At 65.6% G+C, this 15,624-nt stretch carries 15 protein-coding genes; 7 read left to right on the top strand and 8 right to left on the bottom strand.

What is annotated here, in order from left to right:
* On the bottom strand, window positions 1-1,524 hold the full coding sequence (locus tag AC1RQC_RS23810; RefSeq protein WP_492828754.1) for a M16 family metallopeptidase: 1,524 nt from the start codon (window positions 1,522-1,524) through the stop codon (window positions 1-3).
* A gap of 60 nt (window positions 1,525-1,584) precedes the next feature.
* Between AC1RQC_RS23810 and ftsY the strand changes: the two genes are divergently transcribed.
* Window positions 1,585-2,730 carry a signal recognition particle-docking protein FtsY gene (ftsY, locus tag AC1RQC_RS23805; protein WP_492884806.1) on the top strand — a complete coding sequence of 382 codons (1,146 nt, stop codon included), beginning with the start codon at window positions 1,585-1,587 and terminating at the stop codon, window positions 2,728-2,730.
* An 89-nt stretch (window positions 2,731-2,819) separates the two neighbouring features.
* On the opposite strand, the gene maiA is transcribed toward ftsY, so the two are convergent.
* Both maiA and AC1RQC_RS23795 read right to left on the bottom strand, forming a co-directional pair.
* Window positions 2,820-3,467: a maleylacetoacetate isomerase gene (maiA, locus tag AC1RQC_RS23800; protein WP_441632303.1), complete on the bottom strand. Its 648-nt coding sequence runs from the start codon at window positions 3,465-3,467 to the stop codon at window positions 2,820-2,822.
* A gap of 4 nt (window positions 3,468-3,471) precedes the next feature.
* Window positions 3,472-4,173, bottom strand: a complete 702-nt coding sequence (locus AC1RQC_RS23795; protein WP_492884804.1) for a fumarylacetoacetate hydrolase family protein — start codon at window positions 4,171-4,173, stop codon at window positions 3,472-3,474.
* A gap of 208 nt (window positions 4,174-4,381) precedes the next feature.
* Here AC1RQC_RS23795 and AC1RQC_RS23790 point away from each other — a divergent pair, with 208 nt between their 5' ends.
* The 5 genes from AC1RQC_RS23790 (at window position 4,382) to ybiB (ending at window position 9,749) form a co-directional block, all read left to right on the top strand.
* Window positions 4,382-5,035: an ANTAR domain-containing response regulator gene (locus AC1RQC_RS23790; RefSeq protein WP_492810476.1), complete on the top strand. Its 654-nt coding sequence runs from the start codon at window positions 4,382-4,384 to the stop codon at window positions 5,033-5,035.
* Window positions 5,036-5,395: 360 nt separating this feature from the next.
* Window positions 5,396-6,715, top strand: coding sequence for a CmpA/NrtA family ABC transporter substrate-binding protein (locus AC1RQC_RS23785; RefSeq protein WP_492374353.1), 1,320 nt, complete (start codon window positions 5,396-5,398; stop codon window positions 6,713-6,715).
* Between the two features lie 85 nt (window positions 6,716-6,800).
* Window positions 6,801-7,739 carry a nitrate ABC transporter permease gene (gene ntrB / locus AC1RQC_RS23780; protein WP_492374354.1) on the top strand — a complete coding sequence of 313 codons (939 nt, stop codon included), beginning with the start codon at window positions 6,801-6,803 and terminating at the stop codon, window positions 7,737-7,739.
* Between the two features lie 60 nt (window positions 7,740-7,799).
* Window positions 7,800-8,603, top strand: coding sequence for an ABC transporter ATP-binding protein (locus AC1RQC_RS23775; RefSeq protein ID WP_492884802.1), 804 nt, complete (start codon window positions 7,800-7,802; stop codon window positions 8,601-8,603).
* 126 nt (window positions 8,604-8,729) lie between these two features.
* Entirely contained in the window at window positions 8,730-9,749 is a 1,020-nt protein-coding gene (gene ybiB, locus AC1RQC_RS23770; RefSeq protein ID WP_492374355.1) for a DNA-binding protein YbiB, read from the top strand.
* Between the two features lie 24 nt (window positions 9,750-9,773).
* On the opposite strand, the gene AC1RQC_RS23765 is transcribed toward ybiB, so the two are convergent.
* Window positions 9,774-10,649, bottom strand: coding sequence for a pirin family protein (locus AC1RQC_RS23765; protein ID WP_492374356.1), 876 nt, complete (start codon window positions 10,647-10,649; stop codon window positions 9,774-9,776).
* A 397-nt stretch (window positions 10,650-11,046) separates the two neighbouring features.
* Here AC1RQC_RS23765 and rpoH point away from each other — a divergent pair, with 397 nt between their 5' ends.
* Complete coding sequence (gene rpoH / locus AC1RQC_RS23760; protein ID WP_220810654.1) at window positions 11,047-11,943, top strand: RNA polymerase sigma factor RpoH; 897 nt, start codon at window positions 11,047-11,049, stop codon at window positions 11,941-11,943.
* A 99-nt stretch (window positions 11,944-12,042) separates the two neighbouring features.
* Here the strand turns inward: rpoH and AC1RQC_RS23755 are convergent, their stop codons facing one another.
* The 4 genes from AC1RQC_RS23755 to AC1RQC_RS23740 all read right to left on the bottom strand — a co-directional run bounded on the left by AC1RQC_RS23755 (window position 12,043) and on the right by AC1RQC_RS23740 (window position 15,517).
* A complete protein-coding gene (locus AC1RQC_RS23755) occupies window positions 12,043-12,669 on the bottom strand; it encodes an SCO family protein (RefSeq protein WP_492374357.1) in 627 nt (208 codons plus the stop codon).
* A gap of 148 nt (window positions 12,670-12,817) precedes the next feature.
* Window positions 12,818-13,753, bottom strand: coding sequence for a heme o synthase (locus AC1RQC_RS23750; RefSeq protein WP_492374358.1), 936 nt, complete (start codon window positions 13,751-13,753; stop codon window positions 12,818-12,820).
* Window positions 13,750-14,853: a COX15/CtaA family protein gene (locus AC1RQC_RS23745; protein WP_492374359.1), complete on the bottom strand. Its 1,104-nt coding sequence runs from the start codon at window positions 14,851-14,853 to the stop codon at window positions 13,750-13,752. The genes AC1RQC_RS23750 and AC1RQC_RS23745 overlap by 4 nt, the downstream gene beginning before the upstream one ends.
* A 7-nt stretch (window positions 14,854-14,860) precedes the next feature.
* On the bottom strand, window positions 14,861-15,517 hold the full coding sequence (locus AC1RQC_RS23740; protein WP_492374360.1) for an SCO family protein: 657 nt from the start codon (window positions 15,515-15,517) through the stop codon (window positions 14,861-14,863).
* Between the last annotated feature and the right edge of the window lie 107 nt (window positions 15,518-15,624).

Here is a 15,624-nt window from a genome sequence, read left to right as displayed (position 1 = left end):
TCAGCGGAGCGAGTCGGCGGCGGCCGGAGCCTTCGCCTTGTTCGGGTCGATCGGCTGCGGCAGCAGGGTCGCCACGGTCAGGTTATCGTCATTGAAGTATTTGCCCGCCACCGCCTGCACCTGTTCCGGCGTGACGGCCTTGATCTTGTCGAGCATGCGGTCGAGCTGGCGCCAGGAAATGCCGGCGATCTCGGCCACGCCGATCTCCATGCCCTGCCCGAACACCGAGTCGCGCTTGTAGATCTGCGCCGCCACCACCTGCGCCTTGACCCGCTTGAGCTCTGCGGGTGAGACGCCTTCGCGCGCAATACGGGCGATCTCGTCGCGCAGCGCGCGCTCGATCTCCTCGGTGGTATGGCCAGTGGCCGGCGTACCGTCGAGCACCATCAGGGACTCGCCGCGGTTGATGCTGTCGTAGCCCACGTTGACGTCGTCGGCGATGCGGCGCTCGCGCACCAGGTCGCGCGTCAGGCGGGCGTTGTCATAGCCATTCAGTACGGCAGAGAGGACCTCCAGGGCGTAGGGATCGACGTCCTTCTCGACATCGTGCAGGCGCGGCACCTTGTACGCCAAGACCACGTAGGGGTTCTCGGCCGGGGCCTTGACCCAGATCCGCTTGATGCCCTTCTGCGCCGGCTCCTGCTGGTCCTTGCGCAGCGGCAGCGGGCGGGCCTTGAGCTTGCCGTAGGTGCGCTCCGCCAGCGCCTTGACCTCGGCCGCCGTGACGTCGCCCGTTACCACCAGCATCGCGTTGTCGGGCACGTACCAGTTCTTGTACCAGGCCTGCACGTCTTCCACGCGCATGTTGACCAGGTCGGCCGGCCAGCCGATCACGGGATGCCGGTAGGGCCCGGCGGTGTAGACGGTGGCCAGCAACTGCTCGTAGACGGTGCCGCGCGCGGAGTCGTCCGTGCGCAGGCGCCGCTCTTCCATCACGACCTTCATTTCCCGCTCGAACTCATCCTTCTTGATGATGAGGTTGGCCATGCGGTCGGCTTCCAGCTCCATCATCTTCGGCAGGTACTGCTTGCTGATCTGCTGGTAATAGAGCGTGAAGTCGCGGTTGGTCATGGCGTTCTCGCGCCCGCCCAATGCGGCGATCTGCTTGGAAAACTCGCCCGGCCCGACCTTTGGTGTACCCTTGAACATCATGTGTTCAAGCATGTGCGCCACGCCAGTGGTGCCACTGACCTCGTCCATGCCGCCTACGCGATACCAGATCTGGTGGGCTACGGTGGGCGCGCGATGGTCTTCCTTGACGATGACCCGCATGCCGTTGGACAGCTTGAACTCGGTGGTATCGGCCTGCGCCGCGGCGGTTTGCGCGGCGGTGGCCTGGCCAGTCGGCAACGGCGGCGCCACGGCGGTCTGCGCATAGGCAGCGCCGAACCAGGGCATCGCGATCAACAAAAGGGTGGGAACGAGGCGCCGGGAGAAAGCGGCCGGGCGAACAGCGCCGGCGCCGGCAAGAAGCGAAGCGGTACGGGCGGCGCCCGACCTGGACCTGACAGCACAATGGTTCATGCGACCCCGTCTGCTAGAATTTTGGCGATTGATTCTACCGGGGTATTGACCCCTTTCCCAATGTTTAGTTTCTGGAAGAAGCGCAAGGCCGAACCGGCCGGTGCGCCGCCCGAGGTGCAAAGCCCGGCGCCCGCCGCCACACCGACCGCGGCGCCCGCCAGCGCACCAAGCCCCATTCCCGCGGCCGGGCCTGCCCCGGCCGCCGTCGTTCCCGTCCGGCCAACCGCCATCCAGCCAGTCCAGAGCATGACTCCGGCCGCTGCCGAGGAACTGGTCCTGACCCCGCCGCCGGCCGCCTCCGCCGAAGCCAAGCGCGGCTGGATGCAGCGCTTGCGCACCGGGCTATCCAAGACCAGCCGCAATCTGGGCACGCTGTTTGTTGGCGTCAAGGTCGACGAAGACCTGTTCGAGGACCTGGAAACTGCCCTGATCATGGCCGACGCCGGCGTCGAGGCTACCGAGCACCTGCTGAGCGCGCTGCGCCGCCGGGTCAAGAACGAGCGCATCGATACCTCCGAAGGCGTCAAGGCCGCGCTGCGCGAACTGCTGACCGACCTGCTGCGCCCGCTCGAGAAGACCATGTCGCTGGGGCGCGAGCAGCCGCTGGTGATGATGATCTCGGGCGTCAATGGCGCCGGCAAGACCACCAGCATCGGCAAGCTGTGCAAGCACTTCCAGAGCTATGACCAGTCCGTGCTGCTGGCCGCGGGCGACACCTTCCGCGCCGCCGCGCGCGAGCAGCTGACCATCTGGGGCGAGCGCAACAACGTCACCGTGGTATCGCAGGAGAGCGGCGACCCGGCCGCGGTGATCTTCGACGCGGTCAACGCGGCACGCGCACGTGGCATCGATATCGTGATGGCCGATACCGCGGGCCGCCTGCCCACGCAGTTGCACCTGATGGAAGAGCTGAAAAAGGTCAAGCGTGTCATCGCCAAGGCGATGCCGAACGCGCCACACGAATCGCTGCTGGTGATCGACGCCAACACCGGCCAGAACGCGCTGTCCCAGGTCAAGGCGTTCGACGATGCGCTGGGCCTGACCGGGCTGATCGTGACCAAGCTCGACGGCACCGCCAAGGGCGGCATCCTGGCCGCGATCGCGCGCCAGCGCCCGGTGCCGGTCTACTTCATCGGCGTGGGCGAGAAGGTCGAAGACTTGCAGCCCTTCAAGGCCGAGGAATTCGCCGACGCACTGCTCGGCTGAGCAGCCCACCCGGCTCGCCAGTAAAAAAGCCCCGCAATCGCTTGCGGGGCTTCTTGCTTTTTGCGGCCTGCCGAACCTGGCGTGGCAGCTTATTCGGCGTCCGGCTGCGCCTTGGGCTCGGCCTGCTGGAACGCAGGCAGCGCCATGCAGGAGTCGAACACCTTGGCAATGGCCGGGTAGCGGGCCACGTCGATATTGAAGCGCTGCGCGTTGAACACCTGCGGCACCAGGCAGATGTCCGCCAGCGTCGGCGTATCGCCAAAGCAGAAACGCCCTGCCTTGCCCGAGCGCACGAGGTTGGTATTGACCGACTCGAAACCCAGCTCGACCCAGTGGCGATACCACGCGTCCTTGGCCTCCTCCGCCACGCCCAGCGTGTGCTTGAGGTACTTCAGCACGCGCAGGTTGTTCAGCGGATGGATCTCGCACGCGACCTCCAGCGCCAGCGCGCGGATGTAGGCGCGGTCGAGCGCGCTGCCCGGCAGCAGAGGCGGCTCGGGATGCGTCTCGTCGAGGTACTCGACCATCGCCACGGATTGGATCAATACGTGATCATCGTCCAGCAGGGTCGGCACCAGCGCATCGGGGTTCAGCGCCCGGTAGGCCGGCAGCAGTTGCTGGCCGCCGTCGCGCAACAGATGCACCGGCATGTACTCGTAAGGCAGGCCCTTCAACTGCAGGGCAATGCGCACCCGGTACGAGGCGGAGCTGCGAAAGTAGCTGTAAAGCTTGAGCATGGACTCAGACTACCTTGACGCTGAGCTCGCCCACGCCTTCGATCTTGCACAGCATGACATCGCCCTTGACCACCGGGCCCACGCCTTCGGGCGTGCCGCTGTAGATCAGGTCGCCGGGTTGCAGCTCGAACAGCTTGGAGAGATACGACACCATCTCGGGCACCGACCAGATCAGGTCCGACAGGTCGCCGCGCTGCTTCTCCACACCGTTGACGGACAGCGTGACCGCGCCCTTCTCCGGATGGCCGATGGCGGACACCGGCACGATCGGGCCGATCGGGGCGGACTTGTCGAAGGCCTTGCCGGTTTCCCAGGGGCGACCGGTCTTCTTCGATTCGTTCTGCAGGTCGCGGCGCGTCATATCGAGGCCGAGCGCGTAGCCAAACACGTGGCTCGCGGCATCCGCCTCGGCGATGTCCTTGCCGCCCTTGCCGATGGCAACGACCAGCTCCACTTCATAGTGGCAATTGCTGGTGCCCTGCGGATAGGGGAAGGCGCCTTCGGTACCGTCAGCCACATAGCTCACGGCGTCGGCAGGCTTGCAGAAGAAGAACGGCGGCTCGCGGTCGGGATCCGAACCCATTTCACGGGCATGGGCGGCATAGTTGCGGCCCACGCAGTAGACCCGGCGCACCGGGAACTGAGTGCTGCTGCCGCGCACGGGCACGCCATTGGGCGCCGGCGGGGCAAATACGAATTCGGTCATCCATCTCTCCAAGCATATTCTGTGTTTTAGACTACGCGCCAGCATGCTGGCATCGCCAGTAGACGCCCTGCCGCGCAGCAGGGCAATAGCATACACCGGCGGTTCTGGCCGCGTGCGCCGGCAACCATTGAATCCGGGAAACCCCGCAATACAATGAAAGGCATCTCGGCGCGAATCTTGCATGGCAAGAGGCATTCCAAGTGACGCCATGAACAGACGCCCCCCTGCCCCCTCCACCCCGACGAGTCCTGCCAGCCCCGCGCCCGCCGCGTCGGGTTCACGCGCGCTGCGCATTTTGCTGGTGCGCGATCCGCATGATGAGGATCCGCTCAATATCGAGACGATCCGCGCCGGGCTTGTCTCTGCGGGCTTCACAGACATCGAAACGGTGGATGCCGACCTGCGGCTGCCCGACGCAATCGTCGCGCGGCAGCCGGACCTGATCATCATCGCCTCGGAGTCCGCTGCGCGCGATACAGTCGAGCATGTGTGCGTGTCGACCCAGCACGCGCCGCGCCCCATCGTGCTCTTCACGGACAACGACGACGCCCAGCGCATCAAGGCCGCGCTGAGCGCAGGGATCACCGCCTACATCGTCGACGGCCTGCGCGCCGATCGCGTCAAGACCGTGCTGGATGTGGCCTATGCGCGCTTCGAACTGGACCAGGAACTGCGCGCGGAGCTGGATGCCACGCGGCTGCAGCTAGCCGAGCGCAAGGAAGTGGAGCGTGCCAAGGGCCTGCTGATGAAGGAGCGCGGCATGACCGAGGACGAGGCTTACAAGCGGCTGCGCAGCATGGCGATGGAGCGCGGCATCAAGCTCGTCGAGGCGGCGCGGCGGGTCATCGATGTGATGAGCTAAGCCCGGAACAAACCATGATCGGGCGCCTCAATGCGCCCCGCACGCGCTTGGTGCAATGCACAAGGATGGCGCGACCGCATCACCTTTCACGCACCGGCAGCGCACGGACGCCGCTTTGGCGCGCCCGCTTCTGGCTCCTTGTCCACCCTCGCTGGCAGTCAGACCCCGACAACAGCCCTCCCAACCCTTGGCACGCGGCTTGCATAATCGAAGCATCGGCCAACGACGGCCGATCACATACCGATGTGCGCCGCCAACGACGGCCGCGCCGCATCACGGGACAACGGCGTCCTGACCTGCCCCCCGCATTTCTGGCGAAAGCGGAGCAGTTCAGGACGCTTTTTATTTGGAGCCGTGTCAATGCCCTCTCGCCTGAAGATTGCCAAGTCGCTGCATGCAGCAGTTGCCACCGACGCCAGCACCACGGGAGCCGATGCGGTGCCCGCCAGCAACGGACGGCGCCGCGCCCTGGCCACCATCGCTGGCGCCAGCGTGATCACCCTGGTCGATCCCCTGGTACGCGCTGGCGCATGGGCGGCAGGCTCCGACGCGCCGGAAAAACCGGAGGTGCGGATCGGCTTCATCCCGCTGACGGACTGCGCCTCGGTCGTCATGGCCGGCACACTCGGCTTCGACAAGAAGTACGGCATCAAGATCACGCCCACCAAGGAAGCCTCCTGGGCCGGCGTGCGCGACAAGCTGGTCAACGGCGAACTCGATGCAGCGCATGTGCTGTACGGGCTGATCTATGGCGTGCAGCTTGGCATTGGCGGCCCCAAGAAAGACATGGCGGTGCTGATGAACCTGAACCACAACGGCCAGGCCATCACGCTGTCATCCAAGCTGGCGGAGAAAGGCGTCAAGGACGGCGCCAGCCTGAAGGCGCTGATGATGAAGGAAAAGCGCGAGTACACCTTCGCCCAGACCTTCCCCACCGGCACCCATGCCATGTGGCTGTACTACTGGCTAGCCGCCAACGGCATCAACCCGATGCAGGACGCCAAGGCCATCACCGTGCCGCCGCCGCAGATGGTGGCCAACATGCGCGTGGGCAATATGGACGGCTTCTGTGTGGGCGAGCCGTGGGGGGCGCGCGCCATCGCCGACAAGATCGGCTTTACCGCGGAGACCACGCAGGCGATCTGGAAGGATCACCCGGAAAAGACCCTGGGCACCACGGCAGAGTTCGTGCAGAAGTATCCCAACACGGCACGCGCGATGGTGGCCGCCGTGCTCGACGCCTCGAAGTATATCGACGCATCGGCCTCCAACCGCCGCAAGACCGCCGAGACCATCGCCGCCAAGTCCTACGTCAACACCGACATGGACATCATCCTGGACCGCATGCTGGGCCGCTATGACAACGGCCTGGGCAAAACCTGGGACGACCCGGACTCGATGAAGTTCTACCAGGACGGCGCCGCCAACTATCCCTTCCTCTCCGACGGCATGTGGTTCCTCACGCAGCAAAAGCGCTGGGGCTTGCTCAAGGATCACCCTGACTACCTGGAGGTGGCGAAGAAGGTCAACCGCATCGACATCTACAAACAGGCCGCTGCGGCCGCGCAGGTGCCACTGCCCAAGAGCGATTTCCGTACCGCGAAGCTGATCGACGGCGTGGTGTGGGACGCTAGCAAGGACCCCAAGGCCTACGCCGACGGTTTCAAGATCAAGGCCTGAAGCGCACGCGCCCCGGCGTGATTCCGATTTTGATTGCCGCTTGAACGCCGGCGTGGCGACACGCCGGCTACCGAAGGAGCCTGACGTGAATGCACTAGCCCAGCCGGCCCCGCATGCCGCCAACCAAGCCGCCCCCGCCGATGCCGGCATCACCGCCGAGCTAGCCGTGGTTGGCGACACGCAAGCCCATGAACGCGCCCAGCTCCGCGCGCTCGCCGCGCAAGCCGAGGCCCGCCGCGCGGCGCGGCGCGACGCCATCACCGCCGTGGTGCTCAAGGTGATGCCGCCCGTCGCGGGCTTTGCGCTGTTCCTGCTGATGTGGCACGGCATCGCCACCATGATCCCCGCCATCCCTACGCCGGCCGCCACCTGGCATGCCGCCGTGCCGCTGTTCGCCGACCCGTTCTACCGCAACGGCCCCAATGACCAGGGCATCGGCTGGAACGTGCTGGCGTCGCTGGCGCGCGTGGCGGCGGGCTTCGGGCTGGCCGCATTGATCGGCATCCCGGCCGGCTTCGCGCTGGGCCGCTTCGCCTTTCTCAACGCGATGATGGCGCCCATCATCAGCCTGCTGCGCCCGGTCTCGCCGCTGGCTTGGCTGCCCATTGGCCTGCTGCTGTTCAAGTCGGCAAACCCGGCGGCGATCTGGGCCATCTTCATCTGCTCGATCTGGCCGATGGTGATCAATACCGCGGTGGGCGTGACCCGCGTGCCGCAGGACTACCTGAATGTGGCGCGCGTGCTCGACCTTTCCGAATGGAAGGTGTTCACCCGCGTGCTGCTGCCCGCCGTGCTGCCGTACATGCTCACCGGCGTGCGGCTGTCCATCGGTACCGCCTGGCTGGTGATCGTGGCCGCGGAAATGCTCACTGGCGGCACCGGCATCGGCTTCTGGCTGTGGGACGAGTGGAACAACCTGAAGGTGGAACACATCGTTATCGCGATCTTCATCATCGGTGTGGTCGGGCTGCTGCTCGAATATGCGCTGCTCAGCCTGGCCAAGCGCTTCAGCTACGGCAACTAAGACGCTAAGTCGCAAAGACGCCAAGTCGCTACCCGCGCCCTGGCGCCCAAGGAGAAGCTCATGGAAAAGTTCGTCCGTATCGAGAATGTCGGGCAGACCTTCAAGACCAGGAAGGGGCCGTTCGTCGCCCTGCGCGATGTCAACCTGACTATCGCCAGCGGCGAGTTCATTACGCTGATCGGCCATTCGGGCTGCGGCAAGTCCACCTTGCTTAACCTGCTGGCCGGGCTGGACCGGCCCAGCGCCGGCGCGCTGATCTGCGCCGAGCGCGAGATCGCCGGCCCCGGCCCGGATCGGGCGGTGGTGTTCCAGAACCATTCGCTGCTACCCTGGCTGACCTGTTTCGACAATGTCTATCTTGGCGTGGAGCGCGTGTTCGGCGCCAGCGAGAGCAAGGCGCAACTGAAGGCCCGCACGCACGACACGCTGGCCTTGGTTGGCCTGACGCATGCCGAAGCCAAGTATCCGCAGGAGATCTCGGGCGGCATGAAGCAGCGCGTGGGCATCGCCCGGGCGCTGGCGATGGAGCCCAAGGTGCTGCTGATGGACGAGCCCTTCGGCGCGCTGGACGCGCTCACCCGCGCACACCTGCAGGACGAACTGATCAAGATCGTGGCGAAGACGCGCAGCACGGTGGTGATGGTGACCCACGACGTGGATGAAGCGGTGCTGCTGGCCGACCGCATCGTCATGATGACCAACGGCCCCGCGGCCACCATCGGCGAAGTGCTGAAGGTGGACCTGCCGCGGCCACGCGAGCGCATGGCGTTGGCCGAGGACAAGGATTACCACGCATGCCGCACGGCAGTGCTGGACTTCCTGTACCGCAAGCAGCGCAATCCCGCCCTGAAGGAAGCCGCCTGAGCGGGGGCGATGACGGGCCTGCCACTGCCGCGCCAGGGGCGAAGCCGAGCCGGCATTGCGGCTGTCATGGGCACGGCCGGCCCGCTCCGCTATCATGGACTTCAAACCACATAGTCCCAACCCGCCATGACCACCACGCCTACCTCCCCCGCGGCCCCCGCCGCCCCTGCTTTCGCTGCCGCGAAGTACATCAAGGAAATCGGCCGGGGCGTCAACGGCGCGCGCGCGCTGCCGCGCGAAGATGCCCAGGCGCTGTTCGATGCCATGCTGGCAGGCCGCGTGGCCGATATCGAGCTGGGCGCGGTGCTGATGGCCTATCGCATCAAGGGCGAGGCCCCGCACGAGCTGGCCGGGATGCTCGATGCCGCGCACGCGCATTGCCTGCCGCTGGCCGGCCCGGCGGACCGCGTCGTGGTGTCAATCCCCAGCTATAACGGCGCGCGCAAACAGCCTAACCTGGTGCCACTGCTGGCGTTGCTGCTGGCGCGCGAGGGCATTCCGGTACTGGTGCACGGCTCCCGCCAGTTCAACGGGCGCGTCACCAGCATCTCGCTGTTCGAGGCGCTGGGCATCGTGCCTTGCAGCTCCGTGGCGCAGGCTGAATCCCAGTTGCGCGGCAGGGATGCCCAGCCCGGCCCGCTGGCAGTGCTGCCGATCGACGTGCTGTCGCCGGCGCTGGCCCGGATGCTGGACAAGCGCATGCAGATCGGCTTGCGCAACTCTGCGCATACGGTGGTCAAGATGTTGCAGCCTGTGGGCGCGCACGGCCCGGCCGAGGCGCTGCGGCTGTATAGCTACACCCACCCCGAGTACCGCGAAACCCTGACCGATTATTTCTCGCGCGAGCCCGCCAATGTGCTGCTGGCGCGAGGCACAGAGGGCGAGGTGGTGGCGGACGCCCGGCGCAACAGCCGCATCGACTGGCTGCACGACGGGCATCAACGCACCTTGGTCGACCCGACGTCGGGCTCTATCGTTGAAGTACCGGAATTGCCGCCCGGCAGTGACGTGGACCAGACCGCGGCCTGGATCCGCCTCGTGCTGGACGGCGAGGCGCCTGTGCCTGCCCCGATCGCCACGCAGATCGACGCCATCCGCGACTGCCTGCAGCAAGGCACGCGCGTGGCCTGGGCCAGCCCGGTCTGAGCGTCGCCCGCCAGGCAGGCGCCTTTAGCGCTTGCGCTGTGGCAGCGGAATGCGATCGTTCTCGCCCGGCACGCGCGGGAACTGGTCATCTTCCCAGCGCTGGGAGGCTGCTTCGATCGCTTCCTTGGTGCTGGCAACGAAATTCCAGAAAATAAAGCGATGGCCATCGGTCGGGTCGCCGCCGAGCAGCATCACGCGCGACGCCACCTGCGCCGTCAACGTCACCGGCTGGCCCGGCACCAGCACCGCCAGGTGCCGCTCGGGCAACACTTCGCCGTCCAGGGCGATGGTGCCGTCCACCGGGTAGATGCCGCGCTCGGCGTGCTCCGCCGGAATCTCCAGGCTGGCGCCCGCCTCGAGCTCAATGGCCACATAGAGCGTGCGGCTAAACACCTTCACCGGCGCCTCGGCGCCGAATGCATCGCCCGCAATCACCGTCATGCGTACGCCAGGGCGCTCCAGCTTGGGCAGCGTCGCGGCCGGATGGTGATGAAAGGACGGCTCGACGTTCTCGTGCTCCTTGGGCAGCGCCACCCAGGTCTGGATGCCGTGCAGGCGCGGCCCGGCATCGCGGGCGGACTGGGGCGAGCGCTCCGAGTGCGCAATGCCGCTGCCAGCCGTCATCCAGTTCACGTCGCCCGGCCTGATGACCTGTTTGCTGCCGAGGCTGTCGTGGTGCAGGATCTCGCCCTCGAACAGGTAGGTGACCGTGGCCAGGCCGATGTGGGGATGCGGGCGCACATCGGCGCCTTCCCCTGGCGGCATGGCCACCGGGCCCATGTGGTCGAAGAAGATGAATGGGCCGACAGTCTGGGTTGCCGCGGCGGGCAGCAGACGGCTCACGGCAAAGTCGCCGAGGTCACGGGTGTGCGGCTTTAGCAAGTGCTCGATAGCAGACATGATATTCCCCGATTTGGTCGATGCTGACGCTCAGCGCCACTGAGACAAATGAAAAGAGTGTAGCTGCTAGCGAAACACAGCATCTCAACTGGCGACAGAACCGGCAGGGGCATCAGCCCTCTAACCACTGTCGGATCGTTCGCGTACCCGCGTGAGATAGTGGCCTCGTCACATCCTGCAAGATGTCGGAATAAAATACTATGTAGAAGAACCATTCGATTATCAGGAACTATCAACCCTATTGGCACTCCAACTTAGCAGTCCCCCGGCTTGAGTGCTAATATGTGTTGCAATGCAGTGCGAGACCCCGAAAAGGGCCGCACACGCGGGCAACCCACCCGCCGGATGCGAAAGGAGCCATCGAGTGAACGCAGTCCTATCTGCTGACCAAACCCAAATGACCAACCGTCTGCCTGCGGTGCCACAAGGCGCCGGGACGTTTGCGCTGACCTTTCCCGGAACGCTGGGAAATATCGACAGCTATATCCAGGCTGTCCACCGTATTCCCCTGCTTACCCCCGAGGAAGAGCAGCGGCTCGCGCGCGAGTTGCGCGAGCACGACTCCGTCGATGCGGCGCGCCGCATGGTGCTGTCGCACCTGCGCCTGGTGGTGTCCATCGCCCGCCAGTACCTCGGCTATGGCCTGCCCCATGCAGACCTGATTCAGGAAGGCAATATCGGCCTGATGAAGGCCGTGAAGCGCTTCGACCCGGATCAGGGCGTGCGGCTGGTGTCTTATGCGATGCACTGGATCAAGGCCGAGATCCACGAATACGTGCTGAAGAACTGGCGCATGGTCAAGGTGGCTACCACCAAGGCTCAGCGCAAGCTGTTCTTCAACCTGCGCAGCCACAAGCAAGGTGCCCATACCTTCACGCCGGAACAGATCGACGCGGTTGCGCGCGAGCTGAACGTCAAGCCGGAAGAAGTGATGGAGATGGAAACCCGCCTGTCGGGCGGCGACCTGGCGCTCGAAGGGCAGATCGACGATGGCGAAGAGGATTTCGCGCCCATCGCCTACCTGGCCGACAACCACAACGAGCCCACCCGCGTGATCGAGGCGCAGCGCCACGACCGCCTGCAGGTGCAAGGCCTGGAAGAAGCGCTGTCCAAGCTCGACGACCGTAGCCGCCGCATCATCGAGGCGCGCTGGCTGCAGGTCAACGACGACGGCTCGGGCGGCTCCACGCTGCACGAACTGGCTGACGAATTCGGCGTTTCCGCCGAACGCATCCGCCAGATCGAAACCGCGGCGATGAAGAAGATGAAGGGTGCGCTGCAGGCCTTTGCCTAAGGCTTAAGCGCACCAAAAGTAGAACAGGGCCGGTCTCGCGACCGGCCCTGTTTTATTTTGCCTGCCGGCTTCGCGCCGGCGGCCCGCCTCATGACAGCATCAGGACAGCAGTTGCTTGAGGTCGTGCACGATCGGCTCCGGCCCCTGGCCGTGGCGGATAAACAGGCGCAGCTTGCCGCTCGGGTCGAACACATAGCTGCCCGCCGAGTGATCCATGGTGTAGTTATTCGGGGACGTGCCCGGCACCTTGGCGTAGAACACCTTGAAGTCCTTCGCAACCTTCTGCAGCGCGGCATCGTCGGCCGGGCGCATGCCCAGGAAGCGCGGATCGAAGGCCGGCACATACTGCGCCAGCAGCGCCTGCGTATCACGCTCCGGATCCACCGTAACGAACAACACCTGCACCTTGTCGGCGTCCGGTCCCAGTTGTTCCATCACCGCCTTGAGCTCGGCCATGGTGGTCGGGCACACGTCAGGGCAATGCGTATAGCCGAAGAACATCACTACCGCCTTGCCCTTGAAGTCGCCAATGGAGCGCACCTTGCCGTTGTGGTCGGTAAGGACGAAGTCCTTGCCGAACTCGCTGCCGCCGGTGATATCGACGTTCTTGAAGGAAGCCTTCTGCTGGCCGCATGCCGCCAGCAGCAGCGCGCACAGGGCCAGCAGGCAAAACCGGCGGAAGGCCGCGAAGGTGGGGAGAAAGCCTGAAGGGAAATGGTTTGGCATGCGAGTTCGGGTGGTGTTGGCGAGCCGGCGCCGCCCGGCAGGCGGCTAGGCGCGACAAGGTCACATTAACAGATGACACGCAGTATCGCCGATCGTGGCCGCCACGCGCGCAGGCCGCGACAAGATGCCGCAAGCCTGCGCGCCCCGCTCAGGCCTGCGGCAGGAATTTGAAGTAGTGATCGACCAGCAGCGCGGCGAACAGCAGCGAGAGATACAGGATCGAGAAGCGGAAGGTGCGTTGCGCCAGCGCATCCGAGTAGTTGCGATACATCTTCCACGAGTAGGCCAGGAACCCGCCCCCCAGGATCAGCGCGGCCGCCAGGTAGATATAGCCGCACATGCCGTACACAAAAGGCAGCAGCGTGGCCGCGATCATGATCAGCGTGTACAGCAGGATATGCAGCAGCGTGAAGCGCTCGCCGTGCGTCACCGGCAGCATCGGCAGGCCGGACTTGGCGTAGTCGGCGCGGCGATACAGGGCCAGGGCCCAGAAGTGCGGCGGCGTCCACGTGAAGATGATCAGCACCAGGAACCAGGCTTCCGCCGGCAGGTCGCCCGCGACCGCCGCCCAGCCAAGCGCCGGCGGCATGGCGCCGGACAGGCCGCCGATGACGATGTTCTGCGGCGTGGCCGGCTTGAGCAGGATGGTGTACACCACGGCGTAGCCCACGAAGGTGGCCACGGTCAGCCACATGGTCAGGTCGTTGGTGTAGACGTGCAGCAGCCACATCCCTGCCCCACCCAGCACGGCGGAGAACACCAGCGTCTGGATGGTGGTGATCTCGCCGGTGGCCGACGGGCGCCACGCGGTGCGGCGCATCAGCGCATCAACCTTCTGCTCCACCAGGCAGTTGATGGCGAAAGCGGCACCTGCCAACAGCCAGATGCCGGCGGCACCGCCGATCAGCACCGGCCACGGCACCATGCCGGGCGTGGCGAGGAACATGCCGATGATGGCGCAGAAGACGGCAAGCTGCGTCACCCGCGGCTTGGTCAGGGCGGCGTACTGGCGGATCAGGTGGCGAACCCGCCCGAGGGGATGTGTGTGGGTAGCTGTAACCACTGGAGAGTTCTTGTCTTTCATGTGGCGCGCGCGGCGGCCGGCACGTCGGTAGCAATGTCAGCGGACCGGGCCGCGAGCCCTATATTGTAGTTGAGGCGAACCAGGAGCAGCAGCAAGACCGCCGCGCCGCCGTTATGCGCCACCGCGGCGCCCAGCGGCCAGTCGAACACGATGTTCGACAGACCTGTGGCCAGTTGCAGCGCGAGAAAGCCCAGCAACCAGCCCGCGCTGCGCGTGAGGCCACCATGGCGGCGTGCCTGCAGCCCAAACCAGGCCAGGAAAGCCAGCACGACGAAAGCGAAGCCGCGATGCACCCAATGGATCGCCACCAGGGCCGAGTGCGGGATGTAGTCGCCGTCGGCGGTCATGCCGAGCTGGCGCCACAGCGTAAAGCCGTGGTGGAAGTCCATGTCCGGCACGAGCTGGCCGTTGCACAGCGGAAAGTCGGTACACGCCAGCACAGCATAGTTAGTGCTCACCCAGCCGCCCAGGAAGATCTGCAGCACCAGCAAGGCCAGCGCGATGCGCGCCGGCCAGCGCAGCCCGGCCGCCTGCGGCGCCACCCGCAAGGGTGGATCGTTGCGCGAGCCCAGCCAGATCAACGCTGCCAGCAGGCTCATGCCGAGCATCAGGTGCGTGACCACGATGATGGGCTGCAGCTTGAGTGTGACCGTAAAGGCCCCGAATGCGCCCTGCACGCACACCAGCAGCAGCACCCCGGTGGCGAACCAGGGCGACTGCTTGAGTTCGCGCCGCTTGACCCAGGCCAGCACCATCAGCGTGATGATCAGCACGCCGACCGCCATGGCGAAGTAGCGGTGGATCATCTCGATCCACGCCTTGGTGATGCTCACGGGCCCGCTGGGCAGGGCCGTCTCGGCGGCGCGGATAGGTTCCTGCGCCGCGTGCGGGTTGGAGTGGCCATAGCAGCCCGGCCAGTCAGGGCAGCCCAGGCCGGAGTCCGTCAGCCGCGTGAAGCTGCCGAACATGATCAGGTCCAGCGTCAGGAAGGCGGTGATCCAGACCAGCTTGCGATACTTGTTGCGGTCCCCTTTGACCAGCACGTAGCTCAAGGGGAACAGCGCGATCAGGACGCCGATGATGGCGAGTTGGAGCAGCATGCGCGCCTCACCCGATGTGAGAGTACTTGAGCAGCTTCTTCAGGTCGGAGCTCATCTTCTTGGGGTCCGGCTCCTTGGGGAAGCGCATCATCAGGTTACCCAGCGGGTCGATCAGGAACAGGCTGTCCTCGATCCGGGCACCCGGTTCCGCCGGCAGCCATTTCTGCATGGCCTCGCGGTTGGCGCGCAGGAAGCGCACGCCGGCATAGGGCTCGTTGTAGGCAGCAGACAGGCGGGAATCGATCGGGCCTTCGTCACTGATCAGCCACACCGGCACGATGCGCTCGCGGTCCTGGCCTTGCCCCGCGCGGATCTGGCGGATGGTGAACAGTTTCTTGGCGCAGGCTTCGTCGCACGCCGCGCCGTCCGCCGTCACCAGCAGCCACTTGCCCTTGAAACTATCCAGCGGCACGGACTCGGCACGCTCATTGCCGATCTGTATCGCGGGCATCGGGCGCTGCGGCTCGATCAGCGTGCCGTAGTTGGTGGATCCGCCCGCCGGCTTGAACACGTAGTACGTCAGGTAGGAAGCGATGACAGGCGAAGCGCACACCAGCAGAAGCAGCAGCATCTGGATGCGGCCGCGACGGGTGCGGGCGTCGATGCGCGAGTCTTGCGGCGCGGCGCGGGCGGTCTGGGCCGAAGCGGGATCTGGCTGTTGCATAGTGTTTCGTCTGTCTGTCGTCTGTCTGTCGTCAGGGGCGGTTGCGCTCATCTGACCGCAACGCGCCGCTGTGGTTCGTGGGTGATACGGGTGCCACCCGCGTGAAT

Source organism: Cupriavidus sp. GW822-FHT03E04, assembly GCF_058801495.1.
Note: the sequence above shows the minus strand (reverse complement) of the source record. Positions and strands in the feature narration are given on the sequence as shown.

Excerpts from the sequence above, each read along its gene's own strand:
- AC1RQC_RS23810 (WP_492828754.1), bottom strand. The coding sequence starts at position 1,524 with ATGAACCATTGTGCTGTCAGGTCCAGGTCGGGCGCCGCCCGTACCGCT.
- ftsY (WP_492884806.1), top strand. The coding sequence starts at position 1,585 with ATGTTTAGTTTCTGGAAGAAGCGCAAGGCCGAACCGGCCGGTGCGCCG.
- maiA (WP_441632303.1), bottom strand. The coding sequence starts at position 3,467 with ATGCTCAAGCTTTACAGCTACTTTCGCAGCTCCGCCTCGTACCGGGTG.
- AC1RQC_RS23795 (WP_492884804.1), bottom strand. The coding sequence starts at position 4,173 with ATGACCGAATTCGTATTTGCCCCGCCGGCGCCCAATGGCGTGCCCGTG.
- AC1RQC_RS23790 (WP_492810476.1), top strand. The coding sequence starts at position 4,382 with ATGAACAGACGCCCCCCTGCCCCCTCCACCCCGACGAGTCCTGCCAGC.
- AC1RQC_RS23785 (WP_492374353.1), top strand. The coding sequence starts at position 5,396 with ATGCCCTCTCGCCTGAAGATTGCCAAGTCGCTGCATGCAGCAGTTGCC.
- AC1RQC_RS23775 (WP_492884802.1), top strand. The coding sequence starts at position 7,800 with ATGGAAAAGTTCGTCCGTATCGAGAATGTCGGGCAGACCTTCAAGACC.
- ybiB (WP_492374355.1), top strand. The coding sequence starts at position 8,730 with ATGACCACCACGCCTACCTCCCCCGCGGCCCCCGCCGCCCCTGCTTTC.
- AC1RQC_RS23765 (WP_492374356.1), bottom strand. The coding sequence starts at position 10,649 with ATGTCTGCTATCGAGCACTTGCTAAAGCCGCACACCCGTGACCTCGGC.
- rpoH (WP_220810654.1), top strand. The coding sequence starts at position 11,047 with ATGACCAACCGTCTGCCTGCGGTGCCACAAGGCGCCGGGACGTTTGCG.
- AC1RQC_RS23755 (WP_492374357.1), bottom strand. The coding sequence starts at position 12,669 with ATGCCAAACCATTTCCCTTCAGGCTTTCTCCCCACCTTCGCGGCCTTC.
- AC1RQC_RS23750 (WP_492374358.1), bottom strand. The coding sequence starts at position 13,753 with ATGAAAGACAAGAACTCTCCAGTGGTTACAGCTACCCACACACATCCC.
- AC1RQC_RS23745 (WP_492374359.1), bottom strand. The coding sequence starts at position 14,853 with ATGCTGCTCCAACTCGCCATCATCGGCGTCCTGATCGCGCTGTTCCCC.
- AC1RQC_RS23740 (WP_492374360.1), bottom strand. The coding sequence starts at position 15,517 with ATGCAACAGCCAGATCCCGCTTCGGCCCAGACCGCCCGCGCCGCGCCG.